Annotated in this window: 20 protein-coding genes; 4 read left to right on the top strand and 16 right to left on the bottom strand. The window is 56.1% G+C overall.

Annotation, left to right across the window (positions count from 1 at the left end; all coding sequences use genetic code 11):
* Positions 1-115 precede the first annotated feature (115 nt).
* Entirely contained in the window at positions 116-721 is a 606-nt protein-coding gene (locus tag ABVF61_RS15950) for a hypothetical protein (RefSeq protein ID WP_353994522.1), read from the bottom strand.
* Positions 722-1,436: 715 nt separating this feature from the next.
* Entirely contained in the window at positions 1,437-2,360 is a 924-nt protein-coding gene (locus ABVF61_RS15945; RefSeq protein ID WP_353994521.1) for a glutathione S-transferase family protein, read from the bottom strand.
* An 81-nt stretch (positions 2,361-2,441) separates the two neighbouring features.
* On the opposite strand from ABVF61_RS15945, the gene ABVF61_RS15940 reads away from it, so the two are divergent.
* Both ABVF61_RS15940 and ABVF61_RS15935 read left to right on the top strand, forming a co-directional pair.
* Complete coding sequence (locus ABVF61_RS15940) at positions 2,442-3,452, top strand: GlxA family transcriptional regulator (RefSeq protein WP_353994520.1); 1,011 nt, start codon at positions 2,442-2,444, stop codon at positions 3,450-3,452.
* 181 nt (positions 3,453-3,633) lie between these two features.
* Positions 3,634-4,302: a DUF1638 domain-containing protein gene (locus tag ABVF61_RS15935; protein WP_353994519.1), complete on the top strand. Its 669-nt coding sequence runs from the start codon at positions 3,634-3,636 to the stop codon at positions 4,300-4,302.
* A gap of 187 nt (positions 4,303-4,489) precedes the next feature.
* On the opposite strand, the gene ABVF61_RS15930 is transcribed toward ABVF61_RS15935, so the two are convergent.
* The 6 genes from ABVF61_RS15930 to ABVF61_RS15905 form a co-directional block, all read right to left on the bottom strand.
* Positions 4,490-5,056 (bottom strand): TetR/AcrR family transcriptional regulator, encoded by a 567-nt coding sequence (locus ABVF61_RS15930; RefSeq protein WP_353994518.1) that lies wholly within the window; start codon positions 5,054-5,056, stop codon positions 4,490-4,492.
* A 3-nt stretch (positions 5,057-5,059) separates the two neighbouring features.
* Positions 5,060-5,593 carry a dihydrofolate reductase family protein gene (locus tag ABVF61_RS15925; RefSeq protein WP_353994517.1) on the bottom strand — a complete coding sequence of 178 codons (534 nt, stop codon included), beginning with the start codon at positions 5,591-5,593 and terminating at the stop codon, positions 5,060-5,062.
* 282 nt (positions 5,594-5,875) lie between these two features.
* Positions 5,876-6,379, bottom strand: a complete 504-nt coding sequence (locus ABVF61_RS15920) for a GrpB family protein (RefSeq protein WP_353994516.1) — start codon at positions 6,377-6,379, stop codon at positions 5,876-5,878.
* Positions 6,380-6,575: 196 nt separating this feature from the next.
* Positions 6,576-7,559 carry a LuxR C-terminal-related transcriptional regulator gene (locus ABVF61_RS15915; protein ID WP_353994515.1) on the bottom strand — a complete coding sequence of 328 codons (984 nt, stop codon included), beginning with the start codon at positions 7,557-7,559 and terminating at the stop codon, positions 6,576-6,578.
* Positions 7,546-7,815 carry a hypothetical protein gene (locus ABVF61_RS15910; protein WP_353994514.1) on the bottom strand — a complete coding sequence of 90 codons (270 nt, stop codon included), beginning with the start codon at positions 7,813-7,815 and terminating at the stop codon, positions 7,546-7,548. Before ABVF61_RS15910 ends, ABVF61_RS15915 begins: the two co-directional genes overlap by 14 nt.
* 221 nt (positions 7,816-8,036) lie before the next feature.
* Positions 8,037-8,234 carry a hypothetical protein gene (locus ABVF61_RS15905; protein WP_353994513.1) on the bottom strand — a complete coding sequence of 66 codons (198 nt, stop codon included), beginning with the start codon at positions 8,232-8,234 and terminating at the stop codon, positions 8,037-8,039.
* 36 nt (positions 8,235-8,270) lie between these two features.
* Between ABVF61_RS15905 and ABVF61_RS15900 the strand changes: the two genes are divergently transcribed.
* Positions 8,271-8,585 (top strand): hypothetical protein, encoded by a 315-nt coding sequence (locus ABVF61_RS15900; protein WP_353994512.1) that lies wholly within the window; start codon positions 8,271-8,273, stop codon positions 8,583-8,585.
* A 186-nt stretch (positions 8,586-8,771) separates the two neighbouring features.
* On the opposite strand, the gene ABVF61_RS15895 is transcribed toward ABVF61_RS15900, so the two are convergent.
* Positions 8,772-9,407: a LysE family translocator gene (locus ABVF61_RS15895; RefSeq protein WP_353994511.1), complete on the bottom strand. Its 636-nt coding sequence runs from the start codon at positions 9,405-9,407 to the stop codon at positions 8,772-8,774.
* Positions 9,408-9,844: 437 nt separating this feature from the next.
* On the opposite strand from ABVF61_RS15895, the gene ABVF61_RS15890 reads away from it, so the two are divergent.
* Entirely contained in the window at positions 9,845-11,293 is a 1,449-nt protein-coding gene (locus tag ABVF61_RS15890) for a c-type cytochrome (RefSeq protein ID WP_353994510.1), read from the top strand.
* 164 nt (positions 11,294-11,457) lie between these two features.
* Here ABVF61_RS15890 and hypE read toward each other — a convergent pair whose 3' ends face one another.
* From hypE to ABVF61_RS15855, 7 genes are read right to left on the bottom strand one after another with little or no spacing between them, the layout of a single operon-like run.
* Positions 11,458-12,507 (bottom strand): hydrogenase expression/formation protein HypE, encoded by a 1,050-nt coding sequence (gene hypE, locus ABVF61_RS15885; protein ID WP_353994509.1) that lies wholly within the window; start codon positions 12,505-12,507, stop codon positions 11,458-11,460.
* Positions 12,504-13,637 (bottom strand): hydrogenase formation protein HypD, encoded by a 1,134-nt coding sequence (hypD, locus tag ABVF61_RS15880; protein ID WP_353994508.1) that lies wholly within the window; start codon positions 13,635-13,637, stop codon positions 12,504-12,506. The genes hypE and hypD overlap by 4 nt, the downstream gene beginning before the upstream one ends.
* The gene (hypC, locus tag ABVF61_RS15875) at positions 13,634-13,924 is read right to left on the bottom strand and encodes a HypC/HybG/HupF family hydrogenase formation chaperone (RefSeq protein WP_353994507.1); all 291 of its coding nucleotides are present in this window, start codon (positions 13,922-13,924) and stop codon (positions 13,634-13,636) included. Before hypC ends, hypD begins: the two co-directional genes overlap by 4 nt.
* A 3-nt stretch (positions 13,925-13,927) precedes the next feature.
* Complete coding sequence (locus ABVF61_RS15870; RefSeq protein WP_353994506.1) at positions 13,928-15,409, bottom strand: sigma-54-dependent transcriptional regulator; 1,482 nt, start codon at positions 15,407-15,409, stop codon at positions 13,928-13,930.
* Positions 15,406-16,233, bottom strand: a complete 828-nt coding sequence (gene hypB / locus ABVF61_RS15865) for a hydrogenase nickel incorporation protein HypB (protein ID WP_353994505.1) — start codon at positions 16,231-16,233, stop codon at positions 15,406-15,408. Before hypB ends, ABVF61_RS15870 begins: the two co-directional genes overlap by 4 nt.
* The gene (gene hypA / locus ABVF61_RS15860) at positions 16,233-16,574 is read right to left on the bottom strand and encodes a hydrogenase maturation nickel metallochaperone HypA (RefSeq protein WP_353994504.1); all 342 of its coding nucleotides are present in this window, start codon (positions 16,572-16,574) and stop codon (positions 16,233-16,235) included. Before hypA ends, hypB begins: the two co-directional genes overlap by 1 nt.
* Positions 16,567-17,469: a hypothetical protein gene (locus tag ABVF61_RS15855; protein WP_353994503.1), complete on the bottom strand. Its 903-nt coding sequence runs from the start codon at positions 17,467-17,469 to the stop codon at positions 16,567-16,569. Before ABVF61_RS15855 ends, hypA begins: the two co-directional genes overlap by 8 nt.
* Between the last annotated feature and the right edge of the window lie 2 nt (positions 17,470-17,471).

The raw sequence follows: 17,471 nt of genomic DNA, 5'->3' as shown, positions 1-17,471 counted from the left end.
GACAGCGACACGACGTCCATTGTTCTCCGACTTCGCGGGGCAAAAGCAGAAAGTCGTCTACGCCTTCTGCGCACAAAGTACAGTTGCCCTAAGTTGAGCGCCTGCCTCCAGACCATTAGCCTTGCGCTTCACGGAACCTTCGGCGAAACGGCCAAAGCGCCAGGAGCCCCAGCGCCAGGAAACCGAAAGACGCCGGAACCGGTACTGGCGTAGGAGGCGTGCCAGTGAGGGTGATCTTGTTGTTCCCAAATTCAGCGAGCGTTCCGTAGTTGAGGTCAAGATCGGCTAGGATGCGGTCAGAAGCAATCCATGTGAAACTGAACGGATCAAGCGACGAGTAGCCCCGTGTTACGCGGATATAGTTGCGGGTAAATGGGCGGGGACCGTTTATGTAGAAAGCGTCTCCCGTTTCGGTCGGCGAATAGCTTTCCAGATCGAAGCGCACATTACTCAGCGGCGTGAAGCTCGTGAACAGACCTGTAACTGTGTAGCGATCAACCAAGGCGCCATTGATAACACCGAACGCTTGTCGGCCGGGGCGGCTCTCATTGAAACCCAGGCCAATTTGAGCAGGTGTTCCAAACCCGGTCAGATCGATCGATCCGGTCCCAAAAAAGTAAACGTCGCTGCCAATTTGCTTCGCTTCGATATCCAGAGTTGCGGCGTTGGCATTGATACTAGCTAAGAGCATTACCGCTGCGAGTAGTATTCGTTGCATCAAGTCTTTATCCTCGTAAATCGTTGTATTTAGTGCAATAAAAGCTCTGATAGGCAGGCTCAGGGGAAGTTGGACTTAACGCACCTCCCTGGTGTAACGTTGCGTCTCGGTCGCCGTTTGCACGTCAGATGCCATCAAAGAAGAGATCCCGATGGCCTGTGCCAATCGCTTCGCGCTCAATTCACTCCAAACTTTATTTTGCATCCATCACCAAAAGCCGGGGAAAAGATCAGGAGAGCCGCAAGAGCGCACTCGACGAACACAGATATCGGTAACATAGCGATCCGTTCGGGAAACAATATCGGCGCGCTATCTCAAAGGAATCGTCATGCTGTCTCAAAGACGAGGTTTCCGGCCAGCTTCGCCCGAAGACGTAACCCCGGATTACATGCAATTCGCCTTGGTCACGGGCACTAGAAGACTGAATGAGTTTTTACGAGCAAGGAGCCTCGATGTCGTCTCGACTGCCCTTCGTTCGATCGTTGCCATCGAGTTATTACTTTGGTTGAGGGTCACAGTCGTGGGTACTCGGCCCTTGTGACGGACGCCTTATTGTCGGGCTTGAAGGGTACCCGTGAAGTCTACGTGCTCATCTGTTCTCGTGATAAACCGGCTACCACGCATTTTTCACCGGCCTTAGCCAATTAGGCTGATAAACCAAGACAACAATTGGTGGTGCGCTCAGCAACTGGTGTTACCAAGCACACCGACACGACTCTCAAGCCTGCGCCGCCCATGCTGGAACAGGCCGTCCCATCACGGCCATGACCGTTGGCCAGCTCTCCGCATCTGCCATTCCGCGGCGGCAGCAAAAGGGATTGCAAAAGCCCACTACCATGCCGTCGATTTCCGCGAGCGAGGTTTCGACGACCGGTTTGCCTGAATACGGGCAGGCTTCATTGATGGCGTCGGAGACATCTCCCTCGTAGGGTTTTCCCCGCATTACCGGCTGGCGCGGCCAGTCCTTGCTGCTTCCCGATGGCAGGTCGAGATGCAGGTCATCGATCCTTCTCAGCTGAGCATCCGCGCATGCGTGCCATCTGCGAAAGGACGGATGGGCATAAATGGTCTCGACGTAGGCTTTCGTTGCTTCGGTAAGCTCGAACCCATACGCGACGAACCGCGTGACAATGGGAGCAAAGGCGGCGTCCGCGGCGCAGAATGCCTGACCGCACAGATAGGGACCGCCTGTAAGGCCCAGGGCCCATTCCAACAACGCGACAACCCTGCTGGCATCTTCCTGCTCGAATTTACTGGGAACGAAGCCCTGGTAACGCGCGTGCAGGTTCATCGGCAGCGACTGCAGAGAAGAGAAGCCGGTTCTTGCGCGCGCCGACAAGGAACGCGCCATCGCCCTGGCTTCGGGTGCCAAGGGCCATAGCCCCGCGTCCGGATGGCGCTCTGCAAGAATTTCGGCTGCAGCGGCACTTTCCCAAGTGAGCGCTCTGTCGCTCTGCACATCTTTCAGCAGGATCGGAAGGGACGTCGCGGGCGCGTGTCTGACGAGCGTTTCAGCAAATTCTTCGGAAAACATCGGCACGTATGACGGCTGGAAATCGATGCCGAATGCATCCACCTCCAGCCAGCCGCGCATCGATTGGTCCGAGTAAGCGTATTCGCCAAGCAGCAACTTGTAAGCCATGAAAAGATCCTCGCTCGTGCCTGTGAAATTCCTTCGTTGAGCGCCTAGACTAGCCAAATCCGGTTTGGCATAAATGACATCATGCCCAAGAAAACTGCCAAATTCCATAGCGTCGTTTTTTTCATATATCCGGGGGTCAAACTTCTGGATCTCGCTGGCCCTTTGCAGGTTTTCAATGATGCAACAGACCAGTTTTCTGGATCTGCTGCCTACCGCACCGCGCTGGTATCTGCCGACGGCGCAGAAGTGGTGACGGACACACCGGTCAGTGTCCGTTCTGAACCTGCTGCCCAATGGTGCAATCCGATTGACACGCTTGTCGTGGTTGGCGGTCGAGGCGCGCAAGCGGCTTCAAACAACGCGGTGGTGGTCGACACGCTCAAAAGGCTGGCGAGCCAATCACGACGCGTTGCCTCCATCTGCACCGGCGCTTTTCTGCTCGGCGCTGCCGGACTTCTTGAAGGCCGCAGGGCGGTCACCCACTGGCGCTATTGCAATGACCTGGCACGCGACCATCCTGAGGCTCAGGTCGATACCAATCCGATCTTCATTCGCGACGGACATGTCTGGACATCTGCCGGGGTAACGGCCGGAATAGATCTTGCCCTTGCGCTGGTCCACGAAGACCTCGGCAGAGACGCATCACTTGCGATTGCCCGCGACCTCGTCGTTTTTGCCGTGAGGTCCGGAGGCCAGGACCAGTTCAGCACCACGCTGCATAGTCAGGTATTGGATCAATCGAGCCGGTTTGATCAATTGCACGCCTGGCTGCAGGAAAATCTGCAGGACGACTTGAGCGTCGAAGCACTCTCGGACCGTGTCGGCATGAGCCCCAGAAATTTCGCCAGGCAATATCAGGCGTCAACAGGTTCGACACCGGCAAAGGCTGTCGAGGCAATGCGCGTTGAAGCCGCCCGCAGATATCTTGAAGAAACGGATCTGACCGTTGTGCGCGTTGCTGAAATCTGCGGCTTTCGAAGCGATGAACGGATGCGCAAATCCTTTATTCGGACACTCGGCGTGCCACCTCACGATTACCGGAGACAGTTCCAGGGAGATGTGAGCTCGACGCCGGACACCGAGGAAAGCTAGATCGGGCACCATTCGCGCAGGCAGCTCCCACTTGGATAGCTCCCGATTGAAAGACGTCGGATTCTGCACCGGATATGGCGCAAATCATGCGCAGACTGGCCGAAATCAAGGGCCTAATGTCATTTGAGCCAAGACCAACGCATGCGACATTGATTTCTCGAAGCATGGGAAGGAAGCAGCGGTGCGAAAGGTACGGTCAAACAGCACATTCGGCGACAGGGATCTTCTGCAAGACCCGGGAGAGGCCCTCAAGTTCAGGAAGGGTGTCGGAAGCACGCTTCTTTTGGCCTGCGGCGCGCTTGGAAAAGAGATCGTTTGGCTCATCGAAAAGAACGGCCTGAAGCATCTCGACGTGCAATGCCTGCCCGCCGGCTTGCATCATACGCCCGACAAAATCCCCGAAGCTGTACGGACGCAAATTCGCGCCAACAAGGACAGATACGACAAGATTTTTGTCTTGTATGGAGACTGCGGCACCGCCGGAGCGCTCGATCGGGTTCTGCTGGAAGAAGGCGGATGCGAGCGGATCGCAGGTCCGCACTGTTTCTCGTTTTACTGGGGAAACGAAGCCTTTTCCGCATATGGTGAGGATGAGATCACCACATTCTATCTGACCGACTTTTTCTGCCGGAGCTTCGAGAAGTTCATCTGGCAGGCCTTCGGTCTCGACCGGAACAAGAACATGGTCGATTTCGTCTTCGGAAACTACGAAAAGCTCGTCTACATGCCGCAAACCGACGATCCATCGCTGGAAAAGAAGGCGCGCGAGATAGCCAGCAGCCTCGGTCTTACCTATGAACGGCGTTTCGTGGGGTTCGGTGAACTGGAGACGGCAATCCGCAGCGCCTGATACGCCTTGCGATGCAAGGTGACTTGCATGTGTCGGCGCGTTTCATGCCGGATAAGAGATACGCGCAGAGCTCAGGGCGCTCGGAGTCCTCGGTCGATACTGTCTTGCTCTTAAGATCAGCCGGACGAACCGACCAGAACAAATTACCTGGATGCAGGGCGTTGCTGTCATTCACCCCTGGGTTTGTTCAATCTCCACGATCCATGACATCCAACAGCCAATCGATGCTGTTCAAGCATTGATCCAAGGTCAGACTAAGCTCATTTGGAGCGGCATCCGCAGCGAAAACAAAGCCGTGAATGTAGTCGATCAACAAGTTCAGCATAACGTTGCCGGGGTCACCGCCATTGATGGCCTGTGTTCTGTGTTTGACTTGAGATGTGAAGTCACGAAGCGACTGAGGCATGCAATTTGGCGTGCTTAGCAGAAACCGAACAAGATCGGCGTTTTTCAGAGCAAGTTCGATATAGCGAACCAGCAACAGCCTAAGCTCAGCCCTTGGTGTGCCAACAGAAACGCTTGCGTCAATACCTTCGAAAGTCTGGGCTGCAATATCGCGCAGCAATTGCTCCCGGCTACCAACGTGATATTTCACGGCCATCGCCGTTACGCCCAACTTGGCAGCGATCGAACGAAAGGTAAGCTCCTCCAACCCGTAAGTTTCCAAAATCGAGTGGGCACATTGCAGGACGGTCTTCTTATCGACACCGCCTGCAAACTTCTTTGGTCTTCCTCTGCGTTTCGGCTCAGACACGGATCAGACCACCTTATATCTCAACTCCACCAACCCCGATGGGAAGGTTTTTGTTTGCGTCAGCTCAAGATCAATATCTGCCGGCAGCTCGCCAAACAAGCGAATGCCTTCCCCAAGAAGAATGGGAACAATCGCCAATTTGAAGTCGTTGATCAGCCCCAGTTTGAGAAAAGATTGCACGATTGCGCCGCCGTCAACATAGATGCGTTGCCACCCTCGGCGCTCCATCTCTGCCATCAGTTCCTGTGGGGACAGATTCATGATGTCCACCTTCTCAGCCAATTCGGGTGGCACGTCCTCGTTCGCGATTGAATTGCTTAGAACCACAACAGGTTTTTCATATGGCCAAGCATCAAATCCAAGCACTGTACGATATGATCCGCTGCCCATAACGATGACATCAATGGTGCCGAGGAACTCGGCAAAGCCATGATCTTCATCGGCTGTCTTTTGTTTCATCAACCAATCCATCGAATGGTCTTTTCGCGCTACATATCCATCCAGCGAGATAGCCATCATGACGTGTCCGGTGGGCATATCAATCTCCAAATGAGTTATTTATACAATGTATAAATAACTCTCGAAAAGACCGCAACACACCTGTATTTTTATGCGAAAAAGGATGCGTCTTACCGCGGAAACCCGGTTGAAGCGAACCCAGTTCCGATCTTCGCGACAGATGCAATAACAGACCACTTGCGCACGGGTTTTGATGTTTCAGAAGGTTGCGACAAAATCGCTGATCCGGACACGTATTGCGATCAGGTCAAATGGCAGAGATGCAGAACGAAGTGGAGCTCTGACCCAAGTCGGTCAGACCTACTTCCGGCTTTTCCGGTAAAGATCATCGAGGAAGGGTGCCTTGCCTTCCAGGTACTCCGCGATGCCCGAGCTATTCTCTTTCTCAAGACGCAATTTCAGCTCTGCATAGGCCCTGCGATCAGCGGAATTTGTGCGCAAGTGATCGCGTATTCCCAGCATTCTTTGAATCTGCGTGTGACCTGAAAGGCAAAGATGTAGCTTATGGGTCCTGACCTTACCGACATCGCGCTTGAAAAAGTGATGGCCCTTCATCAAGTCTCCACCACGCCTGTACCCCAAACCGAGCAGATCAGTCTGCCACCGGTCAAACCGGCTAACATCGGAAACAACGACGAGAATGTCGATTTCGGGTTTGGCGGCCAAACCCTCGACCGCAGTGCTTCCAACATGATGTATTTCGACGCATGCATCACCGAATATCGATCGTAGACGGCCTGCCGCTTCCTCAAAGAGATGTGGCCACCTTTCATCATAGCTGGTGATTGAACTCGTCAGCGTCATGCGATCAGTTTACGGCTCTGCTGTTGCTTGTAAAAGCGGCCCTTTCTGGAGTAACGGCCTCGTTGAAATCGTACGGGCATAGAGTACCCCGATGTTTGGTGTCTCCACGCTTAGCGCCGTTGTCATCGCAGCGCTAAAGTGTTCACAGAAGGTACGCGGCAGATGTTTCGGAAGCCCCGCATTCTGGCGATGCAGATCAGACTCTGAAGCTTATGAGCGTGCGCAGAAGTTCAATCTGGCTTCGGACCCCGACTTTTTCAAAAATACGCCGCAGATGCGTGCGTGCCGTATTTCGCGAGAAGCCGAGTTCAGCGGATATCCCTGAAAGATCAAACCCGCGCGCGATACGGTCGAGGATCTCGGTCTGGGTTTGCGACAGGCCGAAAATCAGCTCAGCGATCCGGATCTGTTTTGACAGATCGGGATTCTCCCCGAAGAGAACATAAACACGGCAGTCGGCCACCCTAACCCAGCAGGTCAGCAGAGCGCCCTCGCCGTCTTCGCCAAGCACCACAGGAAACGTCACCGAGTTTTCCCCGGCCGAGGCGACCTGACTGAACTGGCCGAACCCCTTGAGTTTATGGGACCGGGAAACCGTTTCCCGAAGTCCCTTGTCCCAGGACGGACTGGTCGCGCGCAGCGTTCCGTGACTGATTGTCAGTCCTTCGAAGGTTCTGAGACATTCGGATGCGGCGGAGTTCAGCCAGACGACCCCGCAGTCCTGGTTGACCTCGACAGCAGGGGAGCTGATATCCCGCAGGGGTTCGGCCCAGCAGCCGTGGAAAAGGATGCGCCATCGTCGGCCTGACCGTTCGAAGAGCCGGAAATTGTGTGACAGGTTGGGTGCAATCAGAGGATTTTCTGTTTCTGTCGCAATCTCATCAAATGTCGCCCATGCCATATCGCCATGAACTTCAATTGTAATGTTCTCGCGCCGAATGTCGGCGTGAATGGGTCCGGGCGATGCGTCCATGGAGTCAAACACGTTACGCCGGAACTCCGCATACCCTCTGGCGATCTGCATCGTGCCGCATTCCATGATGCTCTGGAACCGTTCATCCTGGACCCAGTTTTTTTCCCAGGCGGTTCTGTCGCGGGCAAGGTACGTTGAGAGATCCGTCTCGATAACGGCCTGGATTTCTGCTCGTGCCGCCTGAAGTTCCGGGTCATGCGCCGTCATATTTCGCTACTACCGTTTCCCCTGACCGCTTGGTGCGTTGTCGAACAGCGTCCGTTGAACCGCTAAACAGCAGATACACCGTTTGAACGACAAATGCCGCGACCCGAACGTACCATTTTTTAAACCGGCCCGGTTTTGGAAAGGGACCCGTGTCATCTGCAAAGAACTGGTAATAGGCATCCTGCTCGCTCGTGCTCTGCCCACGGAAACTGCCGGTTTTTTGTTTGTTGCGAAGCATTTGATCCCAGTTGCTCATTGGCGGACCTCCCGTTGCGATCCGATCCAACTAGCACCTATCGTCCCATGTATATGTCACCCCGGAGGATGACATTGAGCAGGGTCGCCAAACTGAAAGTCTGTTACCGGTCGAGTGGCGGAAGCGGCTCGGCCCATGCGGTAATAGTGCGTTGGCGATGCTTTGCCCGGACCGCTATCCGGTCAACACTCGGCCTCAAGTCCTGCCTTCCGGTCGTGAGATCAAGAGACCGCATTGCGATCAGGGAAAATCGTCGCCTCTGCCCACAATGCGAAAAACTGCTGCAAAAATCGCATTGATCGCAGACCGCAGTTTTTCATTCTTGAGGCTTTTTCCAAACGCCACTGCATGCAATCCTCATCCAGGTGCAATGGATTTGGAAAATCCGTTAGCAACGGTGTTGAGACATAGGTGATCATGCAAGTGAACCATACTCTGCCAGAAGGGGCACATACGTGATTGAACACACGATCGACATTCCCCAAAACCTGGACGACCGCACTGTCACAGCTGCCGTACAAAGGATTTGCGCCCGCGAAGACCTCACCCTTGGCATGAAGACCTCGCTCAAGAAATACCCCGGCTGTACCCATTGGCACTTCAAGCGCCATGCCGAAAAGGGTATTTTGGAAGTCACCTGGTGGCCAGGAACAGGGGAAAAGCGGCCTTCTCAACTCTGGCTGTCATGCCACGGCAATCGAGGGGCCGCTTGGATAACCGAATTGATGCCGCGGCTCACAATGCTGATAGAGAACGCATTCAGGACCTGACCTGGAAATCGAATTACGCGCAACCGGTCTGCCCGGACCGCGGTAGTTGATCATTTGCGAGGTCGATTTTCGCAGGCTGCGTTTGAGTTTGAACTTTAAGCTCGTAGCCGCTTTTCGCTGCAGATGAGCTGTCCGAGCACGTTGCGCCCTCACTATGGTCCTTCGGAAAGTTGCGACGCGAACGCTTTATTTCTGGCCGTCAAAAACCAGTTTTGCAGCAAGACCGCCAAAGACGAGACCGAGAAAATATCTCGACCATTTTGCAAACGCCCACTTGTTCCTCGATAGAGATCGCGCACTTCCGGCCAACCAAATCACAACGGCATGAACGACGAGATCAATCGCGACAAAGATGATTGCCAGCAACAAGATCTGTATCCCAACGTAGCCTTTTTCTGGGGCCAGGAACTGGGGAAAGAGTGCGAGGTAAAATAGCGCAACCTTTGGATTGAGCAGGTTTGTAATGAGTCCCTGCCTGAAAATTACACGCAACGACAGTTGCTTGCGTGCAGCCGTTTTTGCAGATGCGCTCTCAGACGAAGTAAACGCTTGCCAAGCCAAATAAAGCAAATAAGCCGCGCCAAGATACCTTACAAGATCATACGCATACGGGACCGCCAAGAACAATTGGGAGAGCCCAAGCGCCAATATGACAGCATGAATTATTGATCCGGCAGATATACCGAACTGCGTCACCAACCCGGCCGTTTGGCCTTGCGCTGCACTGCGCGCCGCAACCAGTATCATGTCCGGTCCAGGCGTCACTGCCAATGCGAAACTGGCGATCCCAAAAAGCCAAATCGTTTGCCAATCAAGTATCATTCCGAAGTTCCACCCGTTTTGACATCTGTCCAGAGCACCGTGGTCGACATTCGGGGAAACGGCCGGGTTGGTCAAGATGGGTCCATGGGCCACGTGACCGGTTCGTCCGCTTAATCCGTCTCCTCGAAAGCAGCGCGTAAGCCGGTTACCCAAGACGCCAGCACAAGGAGACTACTACCTGAAATTCGATCTCGGTCGAAAAGGTCAAAATGGAACGCGGCCGCTGCGCAAACAGCTCTTCGCTCCCAAGCGTGCAAGCTTTCTATTGGCTGAGTTTGCCTGTAGCGCCTTAACCGCGAAACGTCTGCGCGCCCAAACGTGAATGTTGCAGGCACCGTGAATACAACTTGTTACACATTGGCCTTAGCTTGGCATAGGTCTGCGACGTTGTGTTTGTATAAGCAAACGAAATTGCTCCTCAAACCGCGAGTGGTTTCATGCTGAACAGAACTGCGAAATTCCTAACCATTTGCCTTCTGGCCCAACCGCTGCCGCCCGCCGCTTTAACCGTGACGGCCGCTGCCAGCGAAAACGCAGCCCTAAGAGACATAAGCAAAATTCAGGTTGATGAACGCCGTCTCACAGAGGCCGTCGCATCGCGAACACTGACGTGGCTGACAGGAAGCCCGGCGAACAACGACTACATTTCTGTTGGTCGTTTGGCCAATTTTTTCGGCTTCGTAGGCCTGAGGGTTACAAGTGGGCACAGCCTCAAGCGAAGCGAAGTTGCCCGCGAAACACTGTCAGTGCTGACCGAGCAGCAGCGCACACAGATGGTGTCGCTGGTGCATGCGCAGAAGGACACATTGAATAGAGCCCATGAAGCGCGCCAGGAGATGAACCGCGCGCTGGAAGGGCTGCTTGCGTTTGAACATGTCACAAGGGAACAATTTATTGAACTCGGGCGTGACTACGGAGCGCGCGAGGCGGAGCTCGGGCGCTTGCTTGCGCAGACATTTGGCGACATTGCCCAAACGCTCTCAACCGACCAACAGCGGGCGTTGACCGACATTCGTACAACACACCTGTCGGGAGAAAGACGGCAGGGCAACGGCGGTGGCGATCCGAAGTTGAGACAGTCAAAGGCCGACAAGAAGGAGCTTGTAAATCTCACGGCCAGGTTCCTGAGCTGGACGACCGGATCGCAGGAGTTCAATGACTTTGAAGTCGTCGGCAAACCAAGTCAGCATTTTGGTTTTGTGGCGCTGCGCATCGGTTCCAACCACGGCGTGAAGCGCGGCCTTGTCGCAAAGGAAGTCCTGGAGATCCTCACGCCGTCTCAAATTGACAGGCTGAGAGAAGCCGCCCTTCAAAATGCGAGGGAGTTTCCGATGTTTTTGGAGGTCAGAGCGCAGCTGATGCGCGTTCTGGAAACCTCATTATCAGGAGGCGTGATCGATCCAGCTCATACCGCGCATCTCGGGGCTGAAATTGGAGAGATCGAGGCAAGCATGACCTGGTCGCAGGCCGCGGCAATGCTGGATGTCAGAGACGGTCTTTCGGAAGCCCAGTCGGCGGACCTTTTGGCAATGCGGGCGAAATATACCGCCGAGACTGATTCCTCGGATCTGGACGATCCGATTGAGCGAGGTCGACAACTCTTTGCCCAATGTGCATTTTGTCATAATTCCGACAGTCGTCAGCCCATTGGGCCTCCACTTGATGACATTGTCGGCAAACCGATCGCAAGCGACCCGGCCTTCAAACGCTATTCGCCGGCATTGGTCAGATACGCCAGGGCGCAAAGCATGTGGACCGAAGCACAGCTGGATGCGTTTCTAAAGTCTCCTAAGGCTCTTGTTCCCGGAACGTTCATGAGTTTCGATGGCTATGAAGAAACGGACGACCGCTCTGCACTGATTGCCTATTTGAAAACGCGAAAGTGAGCACCTCTGAGAGTTTAACCGTAAGGCCAGGTACTCAAGGCAAAATTGATGTCTGACCTGAACACGGTGTGCGCAGGCCAATTGAGGGCAGGAAACGGAGCTTCAATGCATGATGCCCGATGAGTGCATCAGCCAATCAGGCCCGGAAACGCCGGAACGGGTTTCTAGCAAATCCGCGGCAATTGTTCGCCGACCAGCATGTCGACCAAGCGCTGACCACCGAAGGCGGTGCGCATGACAACCCGGCCCGGATGGCCCGACATTGCCTTGCCTATCGCGACAGCGTTGCAACCTTCCGGCGTTGCCCGCATTGCCGTGAGCGCCGCCTCGGCCTTTTCCTCTGGAACGAAAAGAACCAGTGTTCCTTCATTGGCAAGATAAAGGGGGTCCAGTCCCAGGATCTCGCATATGCCCTTGACCTCGTTGCGCAGCGGAACGGCAGTCTCGTCGATTTCGATACTGACACCGGCCGCCGCTGCCATTTCGTTCAGGGCGGAGGCAAGGCCGCCTCTTGTGGCGTCACGTGCGGCTCTTGTTTCCGGAACGGCCGCAAGAACGGTTTCGATCAAACCGTTCAGGCTCTGGCAGTCCGAGATGATATCGGTCGATAGAGCCATGTCGCCGCGCGCGGCCAGGATGGCAGCACCATGATCGCCCAGCACTCCGTTGACGATCGCAACGTCGCCCGGACGGATCTCCGACGCGGCCATGGACCGGTCCGGTGGAATGACACCCACCCCGGTTGTTGTTACAAAAACCTTGTCCGCCGCGCCTTTGCCAACAACCTTGGTGTCTCCTGTCACAATCCGAACACCAGCCTTGTTTGCCTCGGCCTGCATGGTCCGAACAATCCGGCGAAGCAGCTCGATCTCGCAACCTTCCTCGATGATGAATGCAGCCGACAGCCAAAGCGGTGTTGCGCCCCCGACAGCAAGATCGTTGACGGTCCCGCAGACCGCAATCTTGCCGATGTCACCGCCTGGGAATTCGACGGGCGAGACGACAAAGCTGTCGGTCGTCATCGCAAGCTGGCTTCCCGGCTCGCGCAGCGCCTCGGAAGTAAGGCGGGCCTGATCCTCGTCGCCCGCCGGCTTGAAGACATCCGTGAAAACCTCTTCAATCAGGTCACGCATCGCCTTGCCGCCACCGCCATGTGCAAGCGTCACGCGATCGCCGCGCAGACGGGTCGGTTTGATCGGAGCAGCCATGTTCATTCCGCAGCCTCCATGGCGCCGTATTGATAGTATGCTGCGCAAGCGCCTTCGGAGCTGACCATCAGCGCCCCAAGCGGCATTTCGGGCGTGCAGGTTGTGCCATAGTGCGGACACTGATGGGGCTTTACCCGTCCGGTCATCACCTGGCCGCAGGCACAGCCTTCAGGCTCCTGGACCGAGCGCTCTCCAGCGCCATAGCCAACCTTGAAGCGGATTTCGGCGTCAAAGGACTGGTAAGCGTCGCGGATCCGCAAGCCGCTTGCGTCGATCTCGCCAAGCCCGCGCCATTCAAACCGCGGGCGCGGCTCGTAGACATCCGCGATCGCCGCGAGCGATACAGAGTTGCCCTCTTCTGGAACAACGCGCGCATACTGGTTTTCCACTTCGGCGCGTCCGTCGCGAATCTGTTCCAACACCATCAGCACCGATTGCAGCAGATCGAGAGGTTCGAATCCGGCGACGACAATCGGCTTGCCGTAGTCGGCCGCTATGAAGTCATATGGATGCGTTCCGATCACCATGGACACATGACCTGGACCGACGAACCCGTCCAGCACCATAGATGGATCGTCGAGCAGCACCTTGATGGGTGGCGGAACCGTAATGTGATTGCAAAAGACAGTGAAGTTGGCCAGGTTTTCACGCGCTGCCTGCTGGATCGAAAGCGCTGTCGAAGGCGTGGTTGTTTCGAATCCGAGACCGAAGAAGACGACTTCGCGGTCCGGAGTGCGGCGCGCGATCTCCAACGCGTCGAGAGGTGAATAGACCATGCGGATATCGGCTCCGTCGGCTTTTGCCTGGAGCAGTGATTTCCTGGATCCGGGCACGCGCATCGCGTCCCCGAAAGTTGTGAAAATCACTTCCGGCCGTTCGGCGATCTCGACGCATTCGTCAATCCGGCTCATCGGAAGAACACATACCGGGCATCCGGGACCGTGTATGAACTCGAGCCCGGCCGGTGTCAGACGGTCCAGACCGTAGCGGAAGATTGCGTGCGTGTGCCCGCCGCAGATCTCCATGATGTAGACGGGCTTTTCAGCCGTCGCACCTATCTCATCGACCACCTTCTCAATCGCCGCGAGAATGGACTTTGCGGCAACCGGATCACGGAATTCCTCGACGTATCTCATCTGCTTGCCTCCAATGCGGCATCGCCCTGCGCCATTGCCTCCAGCGTTTCCTGTGCTTCGCCCAGGCTGCGGAGCGCTTCCAGCGTTTTGGCCGCCTCCTCCTCGTCGATGAGGCTCATCGCGAATCCCACGTGGATCAACGTCCAGCAGCCGACAAGACTTTCCGGCTCGCCTTCAAGCACACATGCAATGTTGACCTCGCGTCGGACGCCCGAAACGTCGGCCATGGCCAACAGGCGGGACGCATCGGTAATCTCCACGATCTGTCCGGGGATCCCCAGGCACATGGTTCAATCCTCCTCTTCCTCGGCAGGCGCGCTGCCAGGTTGGCGAATGCCGCACCGGTCCAGTTTCGAACGCAGTCCGACGCGCGACAGACCCAATTCGTTTGCAGCCCTGCTCTTGTTCCACTTCAGCCGCGTCAACGTCTCACGCAGAATGCGCATTTCAATGACTTCAATCCGGTCTTTCAGGGTGCCTTCGCCGGAAAGAATATCGTCCGCATGCTGGTCGACGCTCGGCGGCAGCGACGGATCCGCCTGCAGGATATGGCGCGAGATCAACTCGGGTCCCAAAACCGCATCCTGTGCTGTGATCAGCATCCTGAGAAGTTCATTCTCAAGTTCGGGAAGATTGCCGGGCCAGTCGTAGTTCGACAGGAACTCGATCGCCAGATCGGACAAACCATTGACAGGCTTACCGTGCTGGACCGCCAATTCGAACAGGATGTTCTGGCCGAGTGGGCCGATATCCTCAATCCGGGAGCGCAGGGGCGGCATGTTCAGTTCGACACGCGCCAGGGCGTAGTAGAGTTCGCGGTTGAATGTTCCCCGCCCAATTCTCTGAGAGATGTCGTCCGGCGCTCCAGTCAGGAGGCGGATGTTGGTGGTTAGTGTTTCGCTCCCGCCAAGCGGTTCGAATGTGCCTTCTTTTGCCGCGCGCAGCAGCGTGAGCTGCATCTGATCGCTCAAGGTCTCGATGCCGTTAAGGAACAACGTGCCGCGATCGGCTTTTTGAAAAAGACCGAGCTTGTTGGTCGGCACACCGGGCAACGTGCCGCGCTTTGCGCCGAGCAGCTTCACCTGCAACATCGCGTCCGACAGGCCGACGCAGTTCAGTTCGTAAAATGCCTGATCCGAGCGAAGGGACGTATAGTGGATCGCCCGGGCAATTTGAGCCTTGCCGGTTCCAGTTTCACCCGAAATCATCACGGGGACATCGAAGCTTGCAAATTTGCGGGCCTGCTCGATCACGGCGTTCATCGGCGAGTTGGGTGCGCGCAGCACCTTCTCGAAACCCAGACCCTCGCGCAGTTCTTTCCGACGCGTTTCCAGCTTGCTTTCCACTGTCCTAGCAAGAAAGCGCATTTCCAGCGACATGCGGTCATGATCGCGCGTCAGCTGAAATAGCTGCGAGGCGTTCTTGGCGACCATCAAAAGATGGTCGGGATGCCACGGCTTGGTCAGGAACTGGTAGACGCCGGCCTCGTTGATCGCCGCGATCATGTCATTCGTCTCAGTATAGCCGGTGATGACGATCCTGACCGTTTCCGGCCACTTCTTTCTGACATCGGACAGAAACTCAATGCCGGTTTTTCCAGGCATCCGGTGGTCGCACAGTATCACCTGCACGAAATTTTCCTCCATCAGCCGGAGTGCATCCTCGACATTGGTCGCCGTCAGACACTCGAAATCATCCTCCAGCGTCATGCGCATGGATGCCAGAGAGTGTTCCTCGTCATCGACCAGAAGAACTGTCGGGAGGCTCGTCATTCCGCGGCTCCCTGGAGTTGTTTTTGCGCAAGGTTCGTGCGCAGCCAGGTGATCCACTCAGACATTCCTTCACCTGTTCGTGCCGACAGATTCAGGATCTCGATGGTCGGATTCACGCGTCTCAGGTTGGCTGTGTAAAGGTCCAGATCAACGTCACAGTGAGGTGCGAGATCGATCTTGTTCAGGATCGCCAACCGCGCCGCAGTGAACATGTCGGGATATTTCAGCGGCTTGTCTTCACCCTCGGTCACTGAGAGGATTGCAACCTTGCAGTCCTCGCCAAGATCGAAACTGGCCGGACACACCAGATTGCCTACATTTTCAATGAACAAAAGGCTGCCGTGCGACAAGGTGAGGTGCTCGATTGCGTGACCGACCATGTGACCGTCCAGATGACAGCCTTTGCCCGTATTGACCTGGATGGCAGGGGCTCCGGTCGCGCGGATCCGATCGGCATCGTTCTGCGTCTGCTGATCGCCTTCAATGACGGCGAGCGGCTGGCCACCAAGTGCTTCGATTGTCTTGCACAACAACGTTGTCTTTCCGGAGCCGGGGGACGACACCAGGTTGACCGCAAAGACCTCCTGTGCGGCCAGCTTAGCCCGATTCAATTCCGCATAACGGTCATTCTTGGCCAGGATATCAGTCTCGATCTTGATCAGGCGCTCCTGCGAATAGCCAGGAACGGATACTCCCGCCGCACCATCGCCGAAATGAAGGCCATCATCATGGCTGTGAGAGTGTGTGTGGGAATGGTCGTGTGAGTGGTGCTTGTGTCCGTGCACCTTGACTTCGCCATCGCCGCATCCGCATACCGTGCACATCAGACCACCTCCAGATCCTTTATCCGCATTTCATCGCCTCCTTGCGGCATCAGCTTGCCGCCGCCACAAGATGGACAAGGATCGAATCGATGCTCAATCGTCACCTCCTCCATACAGTCATAACAAAGCGCGCGGCCTGGCAGGTCGATGACCACGAGCTCTGCGCCTTCCGCGACAGAATTCCGCATGACCACGTCGAAGGCAAAATGCAGAGCATCCTTCTCGACCCCGCCAAACCTGCCGAGCTCAAGCCGGACCCTCGTGACACGATTCACCGCGTGCTGTTTTGCCTGGTCTTCAATCACGTTTCTGATGCCTTCGCAGAGCGACATCTCATGCATCGCGCACCTCCACCAATGAGACCGGTATGCACGGGTCGAGAATATCGAGGACAAGCGGCGCCAGCTCAGCGTTCTTGTGTGGCAGGCTCGCAAGAGACTGATCGAGTACGCCGCCTGGTGTCATGAGATGATCCGTCGGCGTAATGCGTCGAAAGTTCGTGACCATCCCGTCTTCCACGTCGGCGCTGATTGCGTATGTGCCTCTGGCCGCCGGTACAATGGCGCGGCCAGGCCGAACAAGCACCGCTTCCTGAAGACGTCCGGTCAGGCAGTCCTCTGCATCGTAAAGTCGGGCCGTCGCGCGCCAAAGCGGTCCACGACCGTATTTACGCTCGACATGCCGCATGACCGGATGGTGTGCCTGGCGCGCGGCCACCGAGTTTTCAAGGGCCTCGGCACCAAAGACATTTTGCCGGGACACGGTTGACAGGATCGCGGTAGCGGCTTCTCCAGGCGCGAAGCAGACACCGATCTGGTCCAGCGTTTCACCGGCGGCATCACCGGCGTTCAAAAAGGCGTCGAATTCGGACGGCGTTGTTGGCGGACAACCATGCACTCCGAAAAGGCTGGCCCGGACCTGACGCGATCCGCTCATCAGGTCCTGGGGCAGCGGGCGCGGATTGCGTCCGAAAAACGCCGGGAAGCTTATGCAGAACTTGATCAGATGATCCCGAAGGATTTCGCGCCGCAATTCCTCCATCGGATTCCGGCCTGGCTGAAGGCCGAATGCCATGCGTGCAGCCATATCCTGGGTCACACGGCACAGGTTGAACAGGCGCGGCAGCAGCTCAGCGGCATCTTCGGCCGACTTGCCGACGACGAGGCCAGCAACGGGAAGCGGCGCGGAAGGCCTTGCTTTCATCATTGCCGAACCCGATGTACCGCGCGTGCGCATTC

Origin of the sequence: Roseibium sp. HPY-6, assembly GCF_040530035.1 — a bacterium.
Lineage (GTDB): Bacteria > Pseudomonadota > Alphaproteobacteria > Rhizobiales > Stappiaceae > Roseibium.
Note: the sequence above shows the minus strand (reverse complement) of the source record. Positions and strands in the feature narration are given on the sequence as shown.